This is a genomic window from Mycobacterium sp. TY814, from assembly GCF_030755175.1.
Taxonomy (GTDB): domain Bacteria; phylum Actinomycetota; class Actinomycetes; order Mycobacteriales; family Mycobacteriaceae; genus Mycobacterium.
In genome coordinates this window covers 2,771,296-2,793,254 of record NZ_JAUFRY010000001.1, presented here as the reverse complement: position 1 = coordinate 2,793,254, position 21,959 = coordinate 2,771,296, and the positions used below count along the sequence as shown (strand labels likewise).

Annotated in this window: 19 protein-coding genes and 1 pseudogene; 7 read left to right on the top strand and 13 right to left on the bottom strand. The window is 65.3% G+C overall.

Translation table 11 applies throughout. The annotated features are described in order from the left end of the window. Nucleotides 1-16: 16 nt before the first annotated feature. Genes QXH22_RS12330 through QXH22_RS12315 form a run of 4 tightly spaced genes read right to left on the bottom strand, consistent with a single transcriptional unit; the run spans nucleotide 17 to nucleotide 3,390 of the window. Nucleotides 17-1,411, bottom strand: a complete 1,395-nt coding sequence (locus QXH22_RS12330; protein ID WP_306275703.1) for a DUF4226 domain-containing protein — start codon at nucleotides 1,409-1,411, stop codon at nucleotides 17-19. A 49-nt stretch (nucleotides 1,412-1,460) separates the two neighbouring features. Next, nucleotides 1,461-1,814, bottom strand: coding sequence for a DUF4226 domain-containing protein (locus QXH22_RS12325; RefSeq protein WP_306275702.1), 354 nt, complete (start codon nucleotides 1,812-1,814; stop codon nucleotides 1,461-1,463). A 15-nt stretch (nucleotides 1,815-1,829) separates the two neighbouring features. Beyond that, entirely contained in the window at nucleotides 1,830-2,621 is a 792-nt protein-coding gene (locus tag QXH22_RS12320) for a C40 family peptidase (protein ID WP_306275701.1), read from the bottom strand. Then, nucleotides 2,614-3,390 carry a helix-turn-helix domain-containing protein gene (locus QXH22_RS12315; RefSeq protein WP_306275700.1) on the bottom strand — a complete coding sequence of 259 codons (777 nt, stop codon included), beginning with the start codon at nucleotides 3,388-3,390 and terminating at the stop codon, nucleotides 2,614-2,616. Before QXH22_RS12315 ends, QXH22_RS12320 begins: the two co-directional genes overlap by 8 nt. A gap of 145 nt (nucleotides 3,391-3,535) precedes the next feature. Between QXH22_RS12315 and QXH22_RS12310 the strand changes: the two genes are divergently transcribed. The 4 genes and pseudogenes from QXH22_RS12310 (at nucleotide 3,536) to QXH22_RS12295 (ending at nucleotide 6,201) form a co-directional block, all read left to right on the top strand. Further along, nucleotides 3,536-3,964: a WhiB family transcriptional regulator gene (locus tag QXH22_RS12310; RefSeq protein ID WP_306275699.1), complete on the top strand. Its 429-nt coding sequence runs from the start codon at nucleotides 3,536-3,538 to the stop codon at nucleotides 3,962-3,964. Nucleotides 3,965-4,064: 100 nt separating this feature from the next. Further along, nucleotides 4,065-4,851, top strand: a pseudogene (locus QXH22_RS12305) (acyl-CoA dehydrogenase family protein). Between the two features lie 22 nt (nucleotides 4,852-4,873). Beyond that, the gene (locus QXH22_RS12300) at nucleotides 4,874-5,863 is read left to right on the top strand and encodes a pirin family protein (RefSeq protein WP_306275698.1); all 990 of its coding nucleotides are present in this window, start codon (nucleotides 4,874-4,876) and stop codon (nucleotides 5,861-5,863) included. After that, complete coding sequence (locus QXH22_RS12295; protein WP_306275697.1) at nucleotides 5,860-6,201, top strand: GNAT family N-acetyltransferase; 342 nt, start codon at nucleotides 5,860-5,862, stop codon at nucleotides 6,199-6,201. Before QXH22_RS12300 ends, QXH22_RS12295 begins: the two co-directional genes overlap by 4 nt. 3 nt (nucleotides 6,202-6,204) lie before the next feature. On the opposite strand, the gene QXH22_RS12290 is transcribed toward QXH22_RS12295, so the two are convergent. The 3 genes from QXH22_RS12290 to QXH22_RS12280 form a co-directional block, all read right to left on the bottom strand. After that, complete coding sequence (locus QXH22_RS12290; RefSeq protein ID WP_306275696.1) at nucleotides 6,205-7,686, bottom strand: PPE family protein; 1,482 nt, start codon at nucleotides 7,684-7,686, stop codon at nucleotides 6,205-6,207. A gap of 198 nt (nucleotides 7,687-7,884) precedes the next feature. Next, nucleotides 7,885-8,112: a YdeI/OmpD-associated family protein gene (locus QXH22_RS12285; RefSeq protein WP_371934219.1), complete on the bottom strand. Its 228-nt coding sequence runs from the start codon at nucleotides 8,110-8,112 to the stop codon at nucleotides 7,885-7,887. Between the two features lie 58 nt (nucleotides 8,113-8,170). After that, nucleotides 8,171-9,478 carry an ammonium transporter gene (locus QXH22_RS12280; protein ID WP_306243993.1) on the bottom strand — a complete coding sequence of 436 codons (1,308 nt, stop codon included), beginning with the start codon at nucleotides 9,476-9,478 and terminating at the stop codon, nucleotides 8,171-8,173. A gap of 311 nt (nucleotides 9,479-9,789) precedes the next feature. On the opposite strand from QXH22_RS12280, the gene QXH22_RS12275 reads away from it, so the two are divergent. Beyond that, complete coding sequence (locus QXH22_RS12275) at nucleotides 9,790-10,821, top strand: lipopolysaccharide assembly protein LapB (RefSeq protein WP_306275694.1); 1,032 nt, start codon at nucleotides 9,790-9,792, stop codon at nucleotides 10,819-10,821. Nucleotides 10,822-11,182: 361 nt separating this feature from the next. Here the strand turns inward: QXH22_RS12275 and QXH22_RS12270 are convergent, their stop codons facing one another. The 3 genes from QXH22_RS12270 to QXH22_RS12260 form a co-directional block, all read right to left on the bottom strand. Next, nucleotides 11,183-12,967 carry a hypothetical protein gene (locus QXH22_RS12270; RefSeq protein WP_306275693.1) on the bottom strand — a complete coding sequence of 595 codons (1,785 nt, stop codon included), beginning with the start codon at nucleotides 12,965-12,967 and terminating at the stop codon, nucleotides 11,183-11,185. Next, nucleotides 12,964-14,082, bottom strand: coding sequence for a hypothetical protein (locus QXH22_RS12265; RefSeq protein WP_306275692.1), 1,119 nt, complete (start codon nucleotides 14,080-14,082; stop codon nucleotides 12,964-12,966). Before QXH22_RS12265 ends, QXH22_RS12270 begins: the two co-directional genes overlap by 4 nt. 849 nt (nucleotides 14,083-14,931) lie before the next feature. Then, nucleotides 14,932-15,216: a hypothetical protein gene (locus QXH22_RS12260; RefSeq protein WP_306275691.1), complete on the bottom strand. Its 285-nt coding sequence runs from the start codon at nucleotides 15,214-15,216 to the stop codon at nucleotides 14,932-14,934. Nucleotides 15,217-15,855: 639 nt separating this feature from the next. Here QXH22_RS12260 and QXH22_RS12255 point away from each other — a divergent pair. Next, on the top strand, nucleotides 15,856-17,985 hold the full coding sequence (locus tag QXH22_RS12255) for a helix-turn-helix domain-containing protein (protein ID WP_306275690.1): 2,130 nt from the start codon (nucleotides 15,856-15,858) through the stop codon (nucleotides 17,983-17,985). A 1,181-nt stretch (nucleotides 17,986-19,166) separates the two neighbouring features. On the opposite strand, the gene QXH22_RS12250 is transcribed toward QXH22_RS12255, so the two are convergent. From QXH22_RS12250 to QXH22_RS12240, 3 genes are read right to left on the bottom strand one after another with little or no spacing between them, the layout of a single operon-like run. Further along, nucleotides 19,167-20,669: a ThiF family adenylyltransferase gene (locus QXH22_RS12250; RefSeq protein WP_306275689.1), complete on the bottom strand. Its 1,503-nt coding sequence runs from the start codon at nucleotides 20,667-20,669 to the stop codon at nucleotides 19,167-19,169. Between the two features lie 3 nt (nucleotides 20,670-20,672). Then, nucleotides 20,673-21,041, bottom strand: coding sequence for a hypothetical protein (locus tag QXH22_RS12245; protein ID WP_306275688.1), 369 nt, complete (start codon nucleotides 21,039-21,041; stop codon nucleotides 20,673-20,675). A gap of 2 nt (nucleotides 21,042-21,043) precedes the next feature. Further along, on the bottom strand, nucleotides 21,044-21,469 hold the full coding sequence (locus QXH22_RS12240) for a hypothetical protein (protein ID WP_306275687.1): 426 nt from the start codon (nucleotides 21,467-21,469) through the stop codon (nucleotides 21,044-21,046). 131 nt (nucleotides 21,470-21,600) lie between these two features. Between QXH22_RS12240 and QXH22_RS12235 the strand changes: the two genes are divergently transcribed. Next, nucleotides 21,601-21,939, top strand: coding sequence for a helix-turn-helix domain-containing protein (locus tag QXH22_RS12235; RefSeq protein WP_306275686.1), 339 nt, complete (start codon nucleotides 21,601-21,603; stop codon nucleotides 21,937-21,939). Nucleotides 21,940-21,959: the final 20 nt, after the last annotated feature.

Here is a 21,959-nt window from a genome sequence, read left to right as displayed (position 1 = left end):
GTCTCCTGTTCTGCGACTAGGCCATCGCTGAGGGCCGCGTAGGTGTCGGTGCCTGGGTGGCCGGCGCGGGAGTTTGGGTGGCCGGCGCCGGCGGGTGCTGCCAGCCTAGAAAGCTCGGGCCGGTCACGGTCGAGATGTGTTGAATTTGGCCGTCCAGCAGCGCCTTGCTGCCCCCGAGCGCAAGCGCGTGCCGATCAGTGAACATGCCGATGTCGCCGGGCTCGACGCGGGAGGGATCGAGGGGAACACTGACCGCGGTGCCAGGCGGCGGGATGGTCATGCCCTGCTGCTGGAATGCTTCGGCGATCGGCGTGCCGCCGGCCGCGGCCTTGATCGCCGCGGCGAGTTGCGGGCTGGCCGCCGTGACGGTCTCGCCGGTGGGCAAGGTGACCGTGGTCGGCCCCTCCGCGGGCGGTTCGGGATGTTGCGCGCCAGGCTCACGATGCTCGTCATTCCCGTGCTCCTCATCGCGGGAATCCCGCTTCTTGTCCTGAGCTGACTCCCGGTCGATCGGGTCGTCGTCGAACAGCCCGTCGTCGAGCGCCCGTGAGTTCCGGCCGGTGCCGCCAGTCGGCAGGCTGGGCAGGGCAAAACCGGCCGGTGCGCCCGTGGCGGGCATCGGCGCGCCCGCCGGTGATCCTCCACCACCTGTGCCGGGTGGGTTCGCCGCAGGGGATACCGCGGCGGGCACCGACTCCGCCATGCCGGCCGGTTCCGGCCCCGGGTCACCGAGCAACAACGAGTCGAGCAAGGGATCCGGGGCGGCGTTAGTGACCGGCTGTGGGCTCGCGGGGTGCGGGTTCGCCGATGGCGGCGGTGCCACACCCCGTACGCGGGGGGATGTCTCCGCGGTGTTCTTCGACGCGTTGTACAGCGAAGTCCACGCAGCCATCAAGGCCGACTTCGATGTGTCGTCGAGACTCGCCGTCGCGACGACTTCGCGGATATCCCGGAGCTTGCCGATCAGCAACCGCTGGAAATCCCGTGCGCCGGCGGGCGTATCGAGATCTGACCGCGTCGCGACGGCGGTCTCGATCTCTTGTTGCAGTTTGGTCAGCGCATCTCGGCCTTCGACGGTGGTCAGGTGCGCATTCAGAATCGCCGCCACCACCTGCAGGTCGAGCTGCGATGTCACGGAATTCTGATGGGCCAGAGCGGCTTCCGCGTCGGCGATGGCCCTGGCCGCGTCGCCGTCGGCGCGATCCGGCGGCGGCGCGGCCGCTACGGGGAACACATCCGGGTGCTGCCGGCGGATCTTCGCCAGGATTTCGGCGAGCTGCGCACCGCTCGTCAGGGGCGATACGGCGGCGATCCGGTCGTCCGGCGTCAACCCGGCCATCCATGCCACCGGGTCGCCGGTGCGCTCCTGAATCAGTCGCATCGTGTCCGCGAGGTCCTGGTAGATCGTCACGGGCCCTCCATGCCGCGGGACAGTACCCAGGTACCGCAGCCTCGACAATTCACCGTGTGGAGGACTGGCCGTACTGTGACCGCAACCCTTGCAGCACAGCGCTTTTGGCGCGGCTCATATCACGGGCTCCGGTCACGACGGCGGAGATCTCGCGCTGTTTGGCCAGCAGAAAACGCTGAAACTCCCGCGCCGCCAATGGCGCATCGACCGCAAGGCGGCGCGCGTCCTCGATCTCGGCGGCGATCGCATCGAGCCGGCGAACGCTGTCCCGCAGGGACTCGTGTGCCTCGGCGAGCGTCTGGGTCAGCACCCGGTCGGCCTCGGTCGCCCTGCGCAGGCGCGTCGTCAGCTCGGCCTGGCGAGCGGCGATTGCGTCGATCGAGGATCCCGCTTGGTCCGACATGGTCTCAGCCTTCTCCTACCAGGGCCGCCGGATCGCCACATTCGGCCCCAGCCGGCTGATCCGGACGGAGGCACCCGAATAGGGGGCTTCGACCACCAGATTGTTGCCGATGGCCATCTGCACATGGCCGGAGTGCGGAAAGACGAGATCGCCCGGTTGAACCTGGGAGCGCGGGACCGCAATCCCGTCGTTGATCTGTTGATAGGTGGTGCGCTCGAGGTGTACCCCGGCCCGTGCATACGCCCACTGGACCAATCCGGAGCAGTCGAACTGATGGGGTCCGGTGGCACCCCAGACGTAGGGGCACCCCAGCCGGGACAGCGCGGCCCGTACCGCCACATCAGCGCGACCGTGCGCCGACGAGGGACGGACACCGTGGTGGGCGACGCGATACCGCAGCGCACGCAATGCTCCGGCGTGACTCCGCGCCCGGCCCTGCGCGGCCAGGATGTGGGCCCGCTGGGCTCGTAGCCGGGCCACCCGCCGACGCAGCGCCTCGCGCTGGGCCAGCGGCGTGGCCGGCGTGACCGTGGCGTCGGCGCGGGCCTCGTCGACGACGGCGCCGGTGAGCCCGCGCGCAACCGCCCTGTCCCGCCGTGCCCCGGCGATGATGCTCGTTACTGCCGCGTCCGTGTGTGCCGCCGATGTCAGGATGACGTGGCTGCGGTTCGCGGCGCGCTGGTAATCACTCGGGCCCGCAACGTATTTGGATTCGGGGGCCGGCACGGCGCCCAGCGCCACCGCGGGACTGGTACCGGCGAAGAGTTGGTGGGCACGCTGCAGTACCTCCAGTTCGGGCTCACTCACTGTTCGTCCCGCCCTCGTCTGGTGCGGGTTCGCGCAGCGCCTCGGTGAACGCGCGCACCCGGGGGATAGCTCCGGACGGGATGACACCCCGGTTCCGGATGTCCCACACATCCTCACAACTGACGCCGATCAGAGCCGCGACAACCGCATCCGGAAGCGACGATCTCGTGCATGCCCGATCGAAGCGCGCGCTCAGGCTTGTCGGCAATCGCTCCAGCAGGGCAGTGCGGGTAGCTTCGAGCGACTGCAGATGCTCCATGAGGCGGCCCGCCGAATCGGTGTCGGCATTCACCGCCACCCGCCACGAACTGGCGGCCAGCATCTCCGCCTTCACGCACTGAGCGACCACGGTCAGAATATACGTCTCATATTCGTTTGATGTTTTCGCCGGCGTGCGGTCGATGAGGGAACGCAGCGTTTCCAGCTGCGCCTCGGCGTACTCTTCGAGCACGTCGGTGTCGCTGTGGCGCTCGACGGCGACCTCGCCCGGGCTTCGCGCGGCCATGGGTGCCGGCGGCCGAGCCGTCAGCACACGGGTGAGCTCGGCTTCGGGATCCGCGGCGACCACGAGGCGCGCGTACGTGCCCGGTGGCAGGCCGAGCCCATCTTCAACCTTCTGAACAGTACTTTTGTGGGGTTTTCGGGCGCCGCGCTCGAGGTAGCTCAACCCCATGATGCTCACATCGGTGGCGGCGGCGAGGTCCGCCAGAGACCAGTCGCGTGATTCGCGGAGCGCGCGGATCGCCGCACCGGCGGCCTCGCGGCTCACGGCGGGCTCCCAGCCATGGACGAAATATTACACAGCCGCTGCGGCGTCGTTGTGTATACGTTTTTATCACTGTTTTGCTTGCCTCGCCGGGGTTGTTTTGTATACGCTTTCGCCTACGTTTCAGGAGGAACAAGGAGGCCCGAACATGGCGAACCCCTGCACATCAAACCCGGAACTGTGGTTCGGCTACCCCGACGACGACGGCGGCGACGGTGCCGCGAAAGCACGCGTCTACGAGCGGTCGGCGATTGAAGCGCGGGTGCAGTGCCTGCGCCGGTGCCCGCTCGCGCAACAACGCCTGTGCGCGGGGTATGCGATCAAGCACCGCGAAGAGTACGGCGTCTGGGCCGGCGTCAAGCTGCCCGGCGGGCAGTACCGCAAGCGCGAGCAACTCGCCCACGCCCACGAGGTGCTTCGGCGCATCGCCGCCGGTGAGATCAACGCCCGCGAGCTGCCCGAGAATGCGGCACTGCTGGCGCGCCGGGAAGCCGAGCGGACAACCCACAGAATCCCGGCAAGCGGAGTGGTCGTGCATCTTCCCGCCGCCCAGCTGGGTCCGCGCTCAGCCGCCTGACCCGTGCAACGAGCCAAGTCAGGGGATAGCTGGCCGACAGCCGGGGTATACGGCGCTCGACAGCAGCCCCGTCCGGGCTCGGGCTTCGAGAGGCGCACTCATGACATTCGACGTCACCCCGACCGCAGCTCAACATGATCTGGCCCGGCGAACCCATGAGTTCGCCGAGCAGGTGATGCGGCCCGTCGCACTGGAATACGACCAGCGCCAGGAGTTTCCCTGGCCCGTGCTGGAGGAGGCCGCCCGCCAAGAAGTCCGGATCCGCCACGTTGGGCACTTTCGAACAGACCCGGCCGATGGTGGCGGCACAAGCGATAGGGATCGCGCGCGCCGCCCTGGAGTACGCGACGGCCTACGCCACGGAGCGAGAAGCGTTCGGCGGACCCATCATCGACAATCAGGGCATCGCATTTCCGTTGGCCGACTTGGCGACTCAGATCGACGCGGCCCGGTTGCTGACGTGGCGTGCCTCCTGGATGGCGGCCAACGGCGTCCCCTTCGAGCGCGGCGAAGGCTCCATGTCCAAACTCGCCGCCAGTGAGGTCGCGGTCAAAGCCACCGAGCGGGCCATTCAGACCATGGGCGGCTGGGGTTACATCACCGATCACCCGGTGGAGAAGTGGTATCGAGATGCCAAGCTGTACAAAATCTTTGAGGGCACCAGCGAGATTCAGCGGATGGTCATCTCCAATGCGCTGGGTTCCTCCGTCGATGTCCCGCCCCTGCACGTGACGGTCGAGCCGACCGGCGGCCCCTTGAACCGGATGTTCGGCAGGGGTACACCACTGCGTTCGCGGGCAGCCGACAGAGCCCTGGCGCTCAAAGACCGGATCCCAGAGCCGGTGATGCGGGTCGCCATGAAGGCGCTGCAGCCACCCGGCCGGTGATTCGGCGAGTAAGGTCGCCAGAGTGAGCAACCTGGAGACCGCCCCGGTCGAAGTTGCTTGCGGCGCTAGGCAGGTCGCGGGAAACATTCCGGCGGTGGAGATCCTTGCGGCACGGGAGGTTCCCCTGGGTGGGCCGCGGGCGATGCCGGTGCGACGCACCCTGCCGCAGCGGCAGCGCTCACTGATCGGCGCCTGGTGCTTCGTCGACCACTACGGGCCCGTGACCGGAAGTGCCGCGCGGATGGATGTTCCGCCGCACCCGCACACCGGCCTGCAGACGGTGAGCTGGTTGTTCAGCGGGGAGGTGGAGCACCGCGACAGCGCCGGCGTACATGCCATGGTGCGGCCCGGTGAGCTCAATCTGATGACGGCCGGTGGGGGCATCTGTCACTCCGAGGTCGCGGTCGGCGGCGGAGCGCTGCACGGCGCCCAGTTGTGGCTGGCACTACCGGATGCGGCGCGCGACACCGGCCGCGACTTCGCGCACTACCGACCCGAACCTGTGTCCGTACCAGGGGCGCGGGCGTCGGTCTTCCTCGGTGAGTTGGCCGGAAGTCGTTCGCCGGTAACAACTTTCACCCCGCTGCTGGGTGCTCAGGTTGACCTGGACGGCCACGCGGACCTCGAATTCGAGATCGACCCGACGTTCGAGCACGCGGTGTTGTCCGACGAGGGAGACGTCGCGCTGAATGAAGTTCCGCTGTCGGTTGCCGACCTGGGATACCAGGCCCCTGGTCATTCCGTACTGCGGCTGCGCAATGTGGGCGAGCGCCCCGCCCGGGTCCTGGTACTCGGGGGTGCTCCGTTCTGCGAAGAGTTGGTGATGTGGTGGAACTTCGTCGGGCGCAGCCACGACGAGATCGTCTCTTACCGACAGCTCTGGCAGGACGGCGATGAGCGGTTCGGCGCCGTCCGCGGCTACCAGGGTTCGGTCAGCCGACTGCCCGCCCCACCGATGCCCACCACCAGGCTCGTCCCCCGGCCACTTCCGCACACGAAGGAGCGCACATGACAACAGACAAGACCGGCGCAGAGGTCGACATCCGGGCGGAGGACCGGCGCTACACGATCGCCGTCGCCGGCCAGGATGTCGGCTTCGCCGAGTTCGCCGACCGTGGCGATCAGCGGGTCTTTCACCACACCGAAATCGATCCCGCATACGGCGGGCGTGGGTTGGCGACGCTACTGCTCGAGGACGCGCTGCAGGCCACCCGCGCAGACGGCAAGCGGATCGTCCCGGTGTGTTCCATGGTGGTGACGGTGCTCAAGAAGCATCCCGAATACAACGACATCACCGACCCCGTGACCGCCGAAGTCGTCGGCTGGGTCAACACACAGCCGAGCCACTGACACTCACCGTCCTTCCGGCCCCCACGTGTTGGGCAGCATCGGAACGGTTGGGCCGCTGTCGAATTCGTCGGCGGGCAAGGTCACCAGCCCCGCCGCGACGGTATCGGTCCTGGCCGAGGTGCCGGTGAAACCCATCGCCCCGGAACCGTTGCCGGACGCCGTGACCACGGGCTCATCGGGTGGCCCCGGGTCGTAGTCGAGGACCTCGTCGGCGTACTGGTGCTCCGGCATGGTGGCCGTGCGCTTACGTCGGGACCGGCGCTTATCCCGGGCAGCCACGCCCGCAGCGGCGGCCGGGATACCCTGCGCCGGCGCCTTGGCGCTGGATCCCTCGCGGAAGGTCGGCGTGAATCCTTCGCCCGGGTCGATTCCGATGACGGCGTACGGCACGGCCGATGCAGCCGGAGCGGGCGTCGCCGATGCCGGCGCCGATCCGGCCGACGAGGCCGCTGAGCCGGCGGGGGCGCCGGCCGGTCCGGCGACCGTCGGGGCCAGGGTCGCCAGCGGCCAATTCGACGAATGACTCGGGGCGTTGACCGCCACGGCCGGCGTTTCCGCACCTTCGGCCACCGCGACCGGAAGCTGCTGCAGGTACTCGTAACCCACCCCGATCACCACACCCAGGGTTATCGACAGCAACGGGTCCAGCAGGAGCTGGGGGTAGGTGAGGCTCGCCGCGATCCACGTCACGACCTGGTAGATGACGGCGAACAGGAACGGGCCCCAGGTGGTCAGCGCCTGCGCCGGGTTCGTCAGGAAGTCGGTGATCAGCTGGAAGGTGTTGCCCACCGGGTTCTGCAGAAAGTTGGTGATGGGTTCATAGATCTGCTGGATCAGCTGCACGTACTGCTGCAGCAACTGGGCGATGATGTCGGCGAGGTTGAGCTGGTTACCGGAATCGGCGGCCGGAGCGGCCGCGGCGAGCTGGCCGGTGCCAGCGGGTGCATCGGCCTTGACGACCGTCGGCGCCGGGGACGTGGGTGGCACACCCGCCACCGCCGCTGCCGACGCTGCCTCGTAGCCGCCCATCGCGGCCGCGGCCTGCAGCCACATCCGGACATAGTCGGCTTCATTGAGGGTGATCGGAATGGTGTTGATGCCAAAGAAGTTCGTCGCCACCAACACGCCATGGACGAGGTGGTTGGCGGCCAACTCGGGCAGCGTCGGCATCAGCGACAGCGCGGTCGTATAGGCCGCGGCGGCGGCCTCATGCTGGGCTGCAGCGGCCTGACTGGCTGCCTGTGCCTGCGTCAGCCACCCCAGATACGGCGCGTGCGCGGCAACATACTGCACGGCGCTGGGCCCCTGCCAGGAACTCTGGGCTGCACCCAGCACACCCAGCAACTCGGCAGCCGCCTCGGCGTACTCGGCACTGAGCGCCTGCCACGCACCCGCGGCTGCCACCAGCACCCCCGGGCCCGGCCCGCTGGACAGCAGCGCCGAATGGACTTCGGGGGGTGAGGCCAGCCAGATCGGCGACGTCACGGCGTACTCACCGCCGGCCACCCCCTCGGCGTCACACCCATCAGCGACTGGTCCTTCCCTACGGAACGCTGCGACCACGGCGGTGGCGCAGCGGGCGTGACCCTAAACCGGCGAAGAGGGGGTTACCAGATTAGGATCGCCTAACCAAACACTAGCGTTCGACGACCGGAGCGAGCAACGGGGCCGCCACACAGTGCCCTATTTGCCGTTGCGCTCGCGGTGTTTGCATCCGGGCCAGCAGCAGGGCCGTCGCTTGCCTTCTTCGAGCTCCTCCTGGGTGCGCCGGATGCGGCGCTCGCGGGTCCCCGCCTGTTTGGCGTCCTCCACCCAGCAGATGAACTCGTTGCGAGCCAGCGGGGTGATGTCCTTCCACAGTTCCAACGCCGTCGCGTTGGCGACCAACGCTTTGCGCAGGTCGGTGGGCATCTCGTGCACGACGCCGCCCGGCACTTGCTTGTTGCTCACGTTGGTCAGATTAGCGGCCCTATTCGTCTTCGTCGTCGATCGATCGCGGCCGGGATTCGTCGCGGTCGCCGATGGTCGGACGGCGGGGCGCCTGGTGGCCGTAGACCCCTTCGGGGTAGGCCGTCTCGGCGTGCTCGCTGAGGTCGATGCCGCTCTTCTCGTCCGCGGCACTGAGCCGGAATCCCATCACCCGGTCGATCAGCTTGCCGAGGATGAAACTCACGGCGAAGGCGTACACCGCGACCACCACCATCGCCAGCGACTGCTTGCCGAGCTGGCCCAGCCCGCCGCCGTAGAAGAGCCCCTTCGGGCCGCCGGTCATCACCGCGGTGGCGAGCAGGCCGATCAGGAAAACGCCGACCACACCGCCGACGAAGTGCACGCCCACCACGTCCAGGGAGTCGTCGTAGTTGAGCTTGAACTTGACCAGGATCGCGTAGGAGCACACCACGCCGGCAACCAGCCCGACCACGGCGGCGCCCAGCGTGTTCACCGTGCCGCACGAGGGCGTGATCGCCACCAGTCCCGCCACCACACCGGAGGCGGCACCGAAGGTGGTGGGCTTTCCGTCGCGGAACTGCTCTACCGTGAGCCAGCCGAGCATGCCCAGGCAGCCGGCCACCAGGGTGTTCAGGAAGATCGCCGACGCCAGCCCGTTGGCGGCCAGTGCGGAGCCGGCGTTGAACCCGAACCAGCCGAACCACAGCAATCCCACCCCGAGCAGCACGAACGGCAGGTTGTGCGGGCGCATGGCTTCGACTTTGAAGCCGATGCGCGGCCCGAGCACCAGCGCCAACGCCAAAGCCGAAGAGCCCGAGACGATTTCGACGACGAGGCCACCCGCGTAATCCAGCACGCCCATTTTGGCCAGCCAGCCGGTGGGCGCCCACACCCAGTGCGCGACCACCGCGTAGACCGCCACCGACCAGACCAGGACGAACACCATCCAGGCGGCGAACTTGGCGCGGTCGGCGATGGCGCCACTGACCAGCGCTGCCGTGATGATCGCGAAGCTCAACTGGAAGGTCGCGTAGAGCAGCTCGGGGACCTGTCCGTGCAGGGTTTCCGGCCCGATGCCGCTCATCCCGGCATGGGCCAGTCCGCCCAGGAAGCCGCCCGCCCCGCCGTCGGAAAAGGCCAGGCTGTAGCCCACCAGCAGCCATGCCACGGTGACCAGCGGTATCGAGATGAAGCTCATCATGATCATGTTGAGCACCCCGGTGGTGCGCATCATGCCGCCGTAGAAGATCGCCAGGCCGGGGGTCATGAGCAGGACGAGCGCGGTGCTGGCGAGCAACCACGCGGTGGCCGCGGGATCGATGTTCAACTCTGTGGCTCCTCGGATCGTCGCCGACGGCGGTGTCGGCGCGGTTTTGTCAGATAGACCGTAGACGGCGCCGATCGTGGCGGATACGGGCGTTGGCACTACCCGTGGATCGACCGGTAGGAACGGGCTGGGTGGGACGCCGGTGACTATGAACTCCGTCTGGGGCACGTCCCGGTCCGCGTACGGTGTTGCCTCATGACGTCGGTCGGGCCGCAGCTTCCCGGGCGCCCCGTGCCTGACCAATTCGGTGTCGCCACAACGCGGTTGGCGCAGCAACGCCTGACACCCGGCCAGCTCCCGGAGAACGTTCCGTGACAACGGGCGACGACGCGCTCTTTCTGGCCCGTACGTACCTGGCTTCGCGCAACAATGAACGCGCGGTCGAGGTTCTGATGTCGGCGTTGCGACACCTTCCCAACGATCCGGACCTGCTGACCGAACTGGCGCGCGCCCAGTTGCGGATGGACGAGCCCGAGCGGGCGGAGCTCAGTGCACAGGCAGCGTTATCGGTCGCGCCCGGTCATGTGCAGGCCATGTGCGTGTACGCGCTCGCCCTGGCCGGACTCGAAGAGCGTGACGCTGCGTTGCAAGTCGCCCATCGGGCCGTGCTTGCCGCGCCTGACGAATCCCGCACGCACCACACCTATGCCTTCGTGCTGTTCCGGGCCTGGCAGTACGAGCCGGCGCTCCGCGCGATCACCGAGGCGCAACGGCTCGAGCCGGACAGCGCCGACATTCACTTCCAGCGTGGACTGATCCTGGGCAAGACGCGTCGGTGGCACGAGTCGAACGCGGCTTATGCCGAAGCTCTGCGCCTGGAACCCGGGTACGCGTCAGCGGTGCACAACATCGCCGTCAACCACCTCGACAGCGGTCGCTGGCGGGCCGCGCTGCGTGGTTTCCTCGGCGCCGCCCGCATGGACCCTGCACTCGGCACCGTCGCCCGACGCAGTGTGGGGGCGGCGCTGCGGACCCCCTTGAGGTGGACGACCCTGACCAGCGTGGTGCTCTGCTTCGTCGCGGCCGTCGGAGGCACCGCCTCGGACATCGACGCGGGCGAACGGTTGGTATTCCGCCTGCTGGCCGCCTGCGGCATCGTCGTGCTGCTGACGTTGCTGGGGTGGTCGGCCCGAGCGGCGCGGGAGATCCCCGGGCGCGCACGGGCCTCGGTGCTCAAAGCGCAGCCGATGCTCGTCGTGCGACTGGTGATCGCATTCGGCACCCTTGCGGTCGCGACACCGCTGACCCTCGGCCTGCGGACACCGGGGCTGATGATCGCCGCGGTGGTGCTGCTCATCGCGGCGCTACTCGTTGCGGTCGCGGGCTGGAAGGGAGGCGACTGACCGGCCCGGCCTGCGGCAACAAAAAACCCCGGCCTATGGCCGGGGAAATCTGTATGTGGATCTCAAATGCAGCTCAGAGGACCAACCTGGCGGTTGATTCCACCGACTTCTTGCGATTTTTCCACGGACTTTATCCAGGGTCAGAGGACAACTTCGGTGGTGCCGCACTGGCCTTCGTTCAGTCGCGCCTGGTGGCATCAGCGCTCCTCCTCGCAAACTATGCACCTGACGTTTCCACTGGCAGCGGGCGTTCTGTGGCGGTTCGGTGAAATCGCGACGTTTCATTCCATCGACTTTCTCCGGCTGCGGACATGACGATGGACCGCGCTGGTTGGGCGCGGTCCATCGTGCGGAGTTGCTTTTAGGTTCGTGGGGGTGTGCGGGCGGGTTCGTGGCCGAGGTCGGCGGCGAGCTGACGCATCCGAATGTCGATGGACTCTTCCCTGACTTTGGCGGGGTCGAAGTTTGTTTGGCTTTCCCGGTTGGAGGCGATGACGGCCATAGCCAGGATCAGCTTGATCATCGGGTCGCGTCGCGGCCCGTCGGTGAGCTGCCTCAGCCCCGTCACGTGGGCGGACTTGAGATGGCTGAACCGCTGCTCGGTCAGCGCGCGAGCTGCCTCGAAGTACACCGCGTGTTCCCAGCTCCCGGGTACCAGATCCCATTGCGCGCGCTTGAACTGGTCCGGGGTGAGGGTGACCATGACGCTGGACTTGGCGCAGCATCCACGTTCGTGGGCCTGCCAGGTCGGCTCCGCGACCGGGACTCCGCGACGGCCGTACTGCATGGATTCGGGTTTGAGTGGACAGGTGACGTTCCCCAGCGCCGCCGGACAGACCAGTTTGACCTTCACCACCTGCTTGCGTGAGCGACCCAGAACAGGCCTGCCGTGCCCGCCTTGCGCGTAGAAGGGCCGTGAGTTGTAGCCCATGAGGTAGGGCAGGATGCGCCGCAACCGCTTGTCGTGGAGGCGGAACTGATCGTTGCTTAGAAGGTGCTCCATCTTCGGTGCGCTGTGGCCTTTGATCTTCGCCAGGACGGCGGGGCAGAAGAACGCCCCGGCCCATTGGAGAGCGCCCGGTTCGGGCTCGGAGGCGGGCGCCCCGGCAGGTTTCGTCGAGGGGCATTCGATCCCCCAGCCCTTGGGGAACCGGCCGACGAAGTTGTATCGACGTTCGAGCAGGATGTCGGCAGTCTTGTCCTTCGTGTTGTAGGCCATGTCCGATGTCATGAAGGGCCACCTAGCCCGGGCACCTTTGGGACGTCCGGTCAGGCCGTTGGCCTCTGCCTGTTCGAGCGCATCGGCCATGCCTTCCGGGCTTCCTGAGGTTCCGTAGTGGATGGCGATGCCGACGAAGACCGGGCCCACGGCGTGCATCGCCGTGGGTCTACCGATGCGGGTCAGTGCGGTCATTTCCAGGGTCATCCCCGCATAGGTGACCTGGCAGGTGGCGCCTGTGCCGTCGCTGGCCGCAGCCTTGCGGTCGCGCACGTGGTAGTTCGCACTCGGTACGGCGCCGCGCATCTTGTCGTCGGCGACGCCGATCGTGCCGTCTTGTTTGGCGACGAGGTAGAGGGTGCCGTCGACGACGAGGTCTCCCCGGCAGCCTTCGGGGTTCTTGACCTCCACGGACGCCGCAACGAGGCGGTTGATGGCCAGGTGCACAAGTCGTGCGGCGCGTTCAGCATGCTCGCGTTGCTCGTCGGTGCGCTTTTTGAGGCGGGCGTGATACTGGGCATTGGTCATGCGCCGGGCCGGCAGGTCAGCCCAGGAATCGAAAGGCCTGAGTCTGCGTGTCCACCAGGCGGTGAAGCGCTTGTACTCGGCATGGTGTTGTCGCCAGATCCGCGAGCAATCCTGGTCGTGCATGCCGACTGTGGTGAGTTGGGCCGCGGTGAGCTCCGTCATCGTCTGCAGGATGCCCGTCAGTGTGGGAGGGCGTTTCATAATGACCCTGATCAGAAGCGAGACCAGAACCGCGGTGGTCGTATAGGCGATGCCTTGTCGGCGTCGTCCGACCGCCTCACGACGATGGGGGTGTTGACCGTCGATGAGTTCGGCTACCCCGGATTCCCACACCAAGTGGCGGGCGTAGTTGAAGAGGTCGTCGGCGATGATGCACTCAGGTTTGCGTGCGGCGATCATCGCAGGCTCTCCTGCTGGATGGTGATCGCGTGCCGGATTTTGAAGTGCGGCAGTTCCTTTCGTAGATCACTCAACACTCTCAGGTCCGCAACATCCGCTAGCTGCAACAGCATCGCCGTGGGTATGCGTCGTTCGGCCATATCGAGAATCCACCGGTTGCGCAGCGCCGCCGCTCTGACGGGTGGATATCCCTTGTTGGTCAGCTTCTCGCTGATGCGATTCACGATGTTGCGTTCAGCGAACTCGGCGTTAGGGGCCAGCACTAGGCCGTCGCCGACTCGGGCTGCCAATTCGATGAGCCGGGAGTTGATGCCGGGTTCCAGGACCGGTACCTGCCGTGCACCGCCGGCGGTGTTAGGCAGGGCGACGACGCAGATCGCGCGGCCATGTGAGCGCACGGTCGTAATCGCCGTTCCGCGCAGGACCTTGAAGTCGGCCGCGCGGGCACCGACGCCGTAGCTCAGATCCGCCAACGCCAGCGCTCGCATCCCCAGCGGGGTGGGCAGTTCCCAGACGACCCTGTAGAAGGAGCGGATCTCGTCGTAACTGGCTGCCTTCCGCTTCGTCCGCGCCACCGGCGTTACCCGCTCTGGCGGGTACTCCCGGGGATGGAACAAGCGTCCCGCGGTGTAGAGGACGTGACGGACTTGCCGATGACCTCGGGGGCTCTGCGCTCCGGTGACCTCCAGTCGCTCGTCGACAGGTCCGCGTTTGAGGGCTCTCTTGGCGTCGACGACGCCACCGACTGCGGCCCAGGCCAGATGCCTTGCCACCTCAGCGCACGACTTCTTGTCGGTCGCTGCGGTGGTGAACTCAGTCATGCATTGGACCTTGGCGGCCTCCAGAACCGCTTCCCTGGCGATCTCGGGGTCCGGGTAACGGATCGTGATCGTGGTGAGCGTGGCCATGCGCTTCTCGAGATCGGGACCCGGCTCCGGCACCGGCGTCAGGGCGGCGCGTTGCATGAACGCCGATGCAGCTTCCAGGAGCGGCTCGGGCGGTGCCTCGTGAGGAACCGTCACCGACGCATCCGCCGTGGTGAACTTCTTGAATCGGGCCATCAGCGACCACTGCCGATCGCGCAGCGTGGTTGGTTGACAATCGTGCGTGGGCACGCTGAAATGAACACAGTCCTCCTTGGAGGTTTAGAAGAGCCTCAGAACTCTTTGTTGGTCTGAAAGCCGGGTTGCCGCCCGGCTTTCGGCGTTTCTGGGCGGCATATGCCGCGGGAACTGCCGTTATCGCACGTAAGCTAGATGATCGGTTGGCCTCCCGACTTCGGGCCGGGTACAACAGGATTCAGTAGATTGTCGATAGGCTCCCCACGATCGATTCCCCTCTGGCTCAGCGCCAGCTTCAGGAGTTCACTGCCGGCCTGCGACAACGTGATGTCGGCGTAGTCCGCGTACGTGTAGACGGCTTCGGCGATTGCCGGTGGCAAGCTGAACTCGACTCGCACCCGTGAAAGGCGCGCCCGTTCCGTGGCCTGCCCATCGCAGCTCCCATCGAGTCCCGGAGATTTGTCGAGAGATTCCCGGCCGTAGATTAACCGACCTGTCACGCTGAAAACGTTGCTGTTGAGGGCTTCTCGCAACAATCGGTGTAAACGTTCACCGTATGTGGTAAACTTCGAAAGCTAGGCGCCGTGGCAGTGAGGATGGCCCCGGTTCAGGTCATGGTTCCACTCTATGTGCGCGCTCTGTGCGCATACTCGTTGCTGAATAACATATTTCGACCGAATATGAGCAAGCAACGCGTTAGGGTTCATCGAACTCGCGACCGCCGTTAGTTCCTGCGCACGGGACTCGACAATGCAGATCAGAACATCCAACTACGGCTTCGGAGAACTCTTCGCAAACAGCATTTTGCGCGCGTGTCGCCGGCTCTGACGCATCGACAACGGCGAGAGCTAGGACGGGACACAGACACGCAGCTTCGTTCGTCGCCAGATCTGACGATTCCGTTCAATCATCAACCACAGCAACTGAGTCCGGTTCACCGGCGATACGCCTGACGGTAGCCCACTGCATGTCGGTCAGCATGTCCTCGGTGTAGCCATCGATCGCCAGAGCCCACCACCCCGTTCTCACGTTCGGACATCGAGGACAACATCGGGGCCCGACGACACCGAACTGGCCCATGCGCGGCGGATAGTCCCACCCGAGATCGAACGCTTCGGCCGGGGTCAGGATCTCCTCCACCCCGCACACTTCGCAGATATGCCGCCACTGTCGTTCGGTATCCGTCATACGCGCCAGTCTCGCCTGCAGGAGTGACAAGGTTGCGAGACGGACAAGGAGCACCTCGGCACCGCACCCCAAGGGGTCGACCAGGCGGCGCCCACCGCCAGACGGCTATCGGCCGTGCTGGTCTCAAGCCGGCCGCGGCGCGCGCCGGGATTAGTGAGAATTCCGCCGCCCGGGGTCACGGTGATCTCCGACCTCGTCCACCACCAACGAGCGCGGCCAGATCACCCCGGTTACGACCGCGAGCTCACCGGAATGGCTGCACCTGTCCGGCGCGGACGGCGAGGTGTTCGTGCCGGCCTACGCCATCGAGGACACCGAGCCCCAGCGCGACCTACTCACCGATCGGATCACCGCGCACGTGCCGTCGGACTGGAGTGGCCGCCCCTGGGCCGACTAGGGCCCATGGTGGCCGGGTCGTGCATCGGACCTGTAATGAGCGCTCCGATCAGGTCGACCGCACCGCACCGATGGCCCCACGACATCGGTGCGGCACGGTCCGGCGGCGCCCACCGCTCTGCGCAGGCCATAGGGACGGTGCACCTCACGCTCAGCACATGAAACGTTTCGCTATCAACTCTTGCTTAACGCGAAAGCTTGCTGCTTGCTTGTTGCAAGCTATCAAGTAGATGGGGTGTATTGGTGAGCACTACAGACGTTGGCGCGAACGCCCTCGGGCGTCGAATTGCTCAGTTGCGTGAGAAGTCAGGGCTGAAGCAGTCCGAATTGGCACGACGGGTTACTTGGAGTCCGGCCGTGTTGTCGAGAGTCGAGGCGGGGGAACGCGAACTCGCGGATGGCGAACTTGCCGACGTCCTGTCCGCTATCGGGACACCGGAGGCCGCAGCACTGGCTGGAATCGTAACGAGGCAGTGGAAGCACCTCCCGGCCCCGCCGCTTGACCACGCGGACCACCAACTTCTGTGGGATGCCGAACAGGTGATGGAAGAACTCGACGCGCAGGCTTCCGACGAAGAAATCCGGCCGGCCTTCCTCAAGCGCATAAATGAATACCAGGCCGACATCCGACGGACCGCTCAACGAATTCGCCGGCGACAGCACAACGTTGCATTTCTCGGTGCGATCGGCATCGGCAAGTCCACCGCCATCTGCAAGGCGACGGGGCTCGAAGTTGACACGGGAGACGGGCAGTCGGCTCCGGTGCTCGAAACGGGCGGCGGCGGCGTCACCGTCTGCGAGGTGAGTCTCAAAGCCGGCCCAGAGTACGGGGTTATCGTCACGCCGCGGACGACAGAGGAAATCCGCGCTGATGTCGCCGACTTTGCCGACCAGTTGCGGCGCGGCATGGATGAGTCAGAGGCCGGTGCTGGCGATGGTGACACTCTGCATTCTGTTCCTCGGGAGATCGAGCGGGCTATCAGGAACATGAGCGGACTAAGGGTGCGCCGACGAAAAGACGAGAACGGCAAGCCTGTTCGTATGGACCCTGCGAAGGATCTCGCGGCACAGCTGCCTTCGTCGCGAGATTTAGTCGTCGAGATTCTGTCTTTGATGGAGTTGCCGCGTCGTGACCGCCGGGAGATTTGGTTCGAACCCACGTCATCCAAGCGACCGCTGGAGTGGCTGAGAGAAACTTTCGAGCAGATCAACAACGGGCGTCACGCCGAGTTCTCGCTTCCTCGGCGTGTCGACCTCATCGTTCCGGAGCTGATGGATGCCGGCGAGCTCACGATCGATATCGTCGACACCCGGGGAATAGATCAGCTGATTGCACGGGCCGATCTGGAGGAGCACCTTCTCGACAGCCACACGGTGTCAGTTTTGTGCTCAGGCTTCAACGACGCCCCAGAGCAGTCGGTCCAACATCTCCTCGAGCGAGCGCGCGCGATCGGAAATCCGCAAGTCGACTCACATGCGGGAGTTCTCATTCTGGCGCGCCCTAGCGAAGCGCTTGCGGTAAAAGACGAAGCCGGCATTCGCGCCGAATCTGACGAGGAGGGATACGAACTCAAGGGGGAACAGGTGCGAACCGCCCTATCGCCATACGACATGGAAGAACTTCCCATCGAGTTCTTTAACTCCTTTTCGGATGATCCACAGCGGCTGAAGTCATTCGTCTTTGAGCGGGTGGAGAGCACGCGTGACGGCTTCCGCCGCGACCTTCGGGCCGTCATTACCAGCGCGAACGAACTACTGGCGAACGTTGATATGCAGCAGGTCATCGAGGTTCAACGTGAGGCAAGCCGACAAGTCGAGACTTGGCTCCGAAACCACGTCGATCCTCCTCCGGTTACCGGTCACGTACATGACTTGCTGATGGCAGAAATTCGCCAGGCGCACGCAAGCACGCTCAACGCAGCTATCAAGCGCGAAGGCGAATGGTACTCACTGAGCTACTCGCATCAACTCGGCTTCGGCGCTCGGCGTGTGGCAGTTGCCTCGCTCCGCGATTGGAGGACGGAGTTCAAAGGGATCTGCAGCAACTTGCTCAGCACTCATCCCGAGGCATCCGAACTTCTCACCCAAGCGCTTCGCCTTATGGATCAGTCCTATGACGAACTGCTCAAGAAAATGCAGGTGGCGGGGGGCGCCCTATACACCGTGGAACTTCAGCGAGCACAGGTGCTTTGGGCGCAACTGAGCGGCGAGTGGGGTCTGGGGGCCGGCTACCGCGACCGGGTCGCGCGGCGGCAGAATTCATGGTTCGGAGAGGACAATCAGGCAAAAGTCGAACAAGACATCCTTGGTGTGCTCGATCGCGAATGGCAGACCGTATGCGAACGTGTGTCAGCGATCTTCGATGCCGAGTAGACGCAGCGGCGCAGGGGTGTTTGCTGTCCGCCGATCCCCGTATCGACACAGCCTAGCTCTGCAGCCGTAGAGAAAGGCCCCGTTCGGCAGCCATTGCTTGAACCACCATGCGTCGCGGCGCACGCGGGACCCAATCAGGCTGTCAATCGGATCGGCGGTGTCGTATCCGTTGTCAGCCTGCGTCTGGCGCTGCGATGAGTTGGAAGTGGAGACATTGGGAGGCCTTGCTGTACAGGAAGCGCCATTGTTCCGGACCCACTTCTCGCAGCGCGTTCTCACGCCGTCGAAGGTGACGGCGTGGCTTGACTGCCCGCACTATCTGACCTTGCGCGGCCGGGTGGACGACGGGATCATGGTGCGGCCGGAGTCGGTGTTCGGATCCTTCGCAGACTTGTTGTGCACCAAGGGATTACCAGCCCGAGCGGCAGTGCCTGGACGACTACGCCCTGCAGGGCAAGAAGATCGTGCAGATGCCTGACAAGGCCAACGGCGAGTCCTTCGAAGCGTAAGTCCGGCGGTCCGGCAACCCGTTCGACGGGGACTTCGACGTCGTCGTCTACCAGATGCCATACCTGCACAACAGTATTCGGGGTGTCGCCGACTTCGTGGTCCAGGTTCCGAAACCCGTCACCGGCGCGACGTTGGCATTGCCGTGACCTACGCCGCTACTCTGGGTATCGGTTGAGGCAGTCATGGGCTACAGAAGGAGGCGGGGACGTGGCGTCCGAAACGCCTCCGACATCACGCGAGTGGCGGGCATGGTCTGACATAGCCGAATTATTCAATGGACCAAAGGATTCCGACTGGAACGTGGACCAAGACCGAGTCGGGCACGACATCCGCGATCCGGATAGCGACCACCGAAGCGGCACTTAGTTGTGTTAGGTGCCGCGAAGATGGTGTCACGGCCGTTGGTCACTCCGTTGCGTTGAAGTCAGCCATTCCAGCGCACGTGGGCTCAAGACCGGGGGCAGCGTCGTGAAAGGCCCACTGCATGGCGTCGGCCAAACTATGGATGTACTCCTGTTCGAGTGCGCTGGCGTGCTGGCGCTTGATCCAGGCGGGATGCTTGGCGAAAAGCAAGTAGGGCGAACGCTGCTGCCGACCGCTCGGCGCACGGAACGGCCACGGAGAGACCCGCGCCGAGGCAAGCCCTCTGGCGACTGTTGTGCTACCTCATCCTATGGCCGCCAGCTCAACACTCGGCCAAAAGCGGAGTGAAACCAACGCATTGCAGCCGGTAAAGGCGAGCTCACATTGGCCCGATGCCGTCGCAAGCCGAAAGTTGGACGTCTCGGGCCATCCGAGTGGCGCTCTTCCGGCAGTAACAAGGGGGTTCGGCCATCGCCGATCGCCGTGTCGAGTTCGTATTGGCAGAACTGGCCAGTGGTGTCGGTTAGCGCGTGCAAGCTGTGAGTTGAGAGCACGTACTGAAGTGGTGATGGGACACCTCGGCGGCCGGGGTGCACGGTCAGGCTGACGAACTGCGCGAGCAGTGCCGCGCTGACTGACGCGGAGTAGGCGGCGACATTCGGTGCCCCAGAGTCCGTCTCGCGGCCGGACTGCTCGATGTAACTGGGATCATCAAGTAGGCCTTGACGATCGAGCTGGATGTCGGTCGGGTTGAGTTGTCGGGTGCACAGCATGCAGGGCCGTCCCGGAACCAGAGTGTGGGCGCGCCAACTGCCCGTGCGCATGTGTCCATCGGGGAAGACTGCCAGCGTGAGGCCACCGTCGATCACCGGGATCAGGTCGGCGTAAGCAAGGGTATTGAGCACCACGCGCGGCCATGGGCGATCCACGCAGGAGACGATGACGTCGTAGTCCAGCGCGTGAGCCAGCCCCTCGGGGGTGCAGATGCTCATGGGGTAACGCCTGAACTGCGGTCGTTGCGCTGTTGCCGCGATGAGCATCTGGCGATAAGCGACGTCGACCTTGAGTCGGCGTCGACGTGCGTCTGCCCGGGTGGCGCCGATCATCCGATCCCGGTTCAGTTCTTTGACGATGTCGTAGTCCATGACGCCGATATCGGTGATGCCAGTGGCGGCGAGCCTTTGGGCTACGTCCAAGCCGACGCTCCCGACTCCGACGACCAGGACACGCAGGCGCGCAATGGAATCCTGGGAGGCCGGCCAGGCGGACACTGTGCGTACCTGGGCTGGGGTTCGAGGTGGCGGCGGTCGAAGGTCGTCGTTCCAGGACAGTTTCAGCATGGGTCCCACGACGCGAACGGCCTCTGCCCAGTGTGGCGATGTCTCCCCCGGTTCCCATAGGCGCGCTGACCACGTGTTGTCGGTGCCGGCGAGTGTCATCCCGAGTAGCGGACCTCTGGTGTATTGGTGGGCGAGGTGGGCATAACCGAGTTCGGTGTCGTAGTCGGTCGAGCTGAGTCGTTGCCAGCCTGTTCCGCCCGGGTGCGAGTGCAACATGACCAGACCGCAGTCCTGATTGGCTACGTGTGCGGCACCGCGCAGTAGGTACGGACCGGTGAACGAGGCATTGCCGTGGATCAGGCGATCGCCGGCTCTAGGTAGCACCAGTGAGGTCACCAGGTACGTCGTTCGGTGCTTGCCGGTAGAGACGGTGTACGTCGCCAAGCAGACGTCTTCTTGTCCATCGGGCCGTAACAGATGTTGACGCGCTTGTTCAGCTACCGCCTCGGTCATCGCTACTGAGTACCTCATCGTTTACTCCTGTTTCGTCGCCATGCTGAGCACCCCCCGAACGTGGGCTAGCCAAGTTCGGGCGGGTGGAGCGGAGGTGTCCCAATGCCCGACATCACGCGAGTGCCGCAGCCAGCCAGCTAGGCAGTCATTGGTGTCGGTGTTGGTGTGCGGGAAGGTAATTGCTTCGCGGAAGTGCAGCCAGTGCGGGACCACGGTGGGCCACGACTGTAACTCGCTTAGGCTGACTGCGGTGTCGATCTGACTCCCGGCCAGTGATCCGGTCGCCGGCACGACGGTGTAGACGATGGCGGGTCCCTCCCGGTGTCCTGGCACTCCCGCGGCGGCGAGGTCTGCCAGGAACCGGTCGGGACCATGGCGAGCGTCGGTCACCGTTATGCCACCGGACTGGCGTGGCGAACGGTGACGAACTCGTCACCAGCGTGGATCGTGACCAGCTCGGCGGGATTAAGGTGCGTGGCTTCGCCAACTCGCGCCAGGTAGTGCTTGTCGGGGTCAACGCCGGCCAGCTGCAGCAAGGCGGCAACCTCTTGGTCCTCGTCGTGGGTGGTGTAGCTCATGCCGTCGATCGTGAAGGGCAACACGGGCCGACTGACGAAGGTGTCGCCGGGGTGGATCCGCACGATGTCGCTGTCGCGGAAGAATGTCTCGTCGCCCTCGTCATCGACGCGGGCGAGGTCGAAGTGGGATGGGTCACGCCCAGCCAGTCGCAGCAGGGACGCTGCTTCTTGGTCGCCGTCGATCGTCGTGAACTGGCGATTGTCGAGCGTAAATCGTATCCGGGTGTCGTGCGTCGTCATGCTGGTGACCTTTCTTCACGAGGCGATACCGCCTACTCTGGTATCAGAATTACACCGTAGTGGAAATCTACGGCTCCTGTCAACACTGTGGTGAATTAACACCACCATGGTATAAATAGAAGGTGGTCGAGATGGGCAACCCGCTGGGCGATCGATTGCACGAAGTCCGACGAATTCGTGGACTGTCGTTGAAGGCAGTCGCTGAGCCGGCGAAAATCTCGATCGCCTATCTGCAGAAGCTGGAGGGCGGCGACGTTCAACAACCGAATCCGAACGTGCTTCACCGACTCTCGGCAGTGCTCGACATTCCTTATGCCGTGTTGATGGAGTTGGCCGGCTACGTCGTGCCCGAAGCGGGCGGCGTTCTAGCCGCCAATACCTTTGACCATGCCTTGAGCAGCTCAGATCTGTCCGACGAGGAACGCAAGGCAGTCGCCGCGTTCATTGCTCTGCTTCGGGACCAACGCTAATGAGCATTGGAGGACCATGA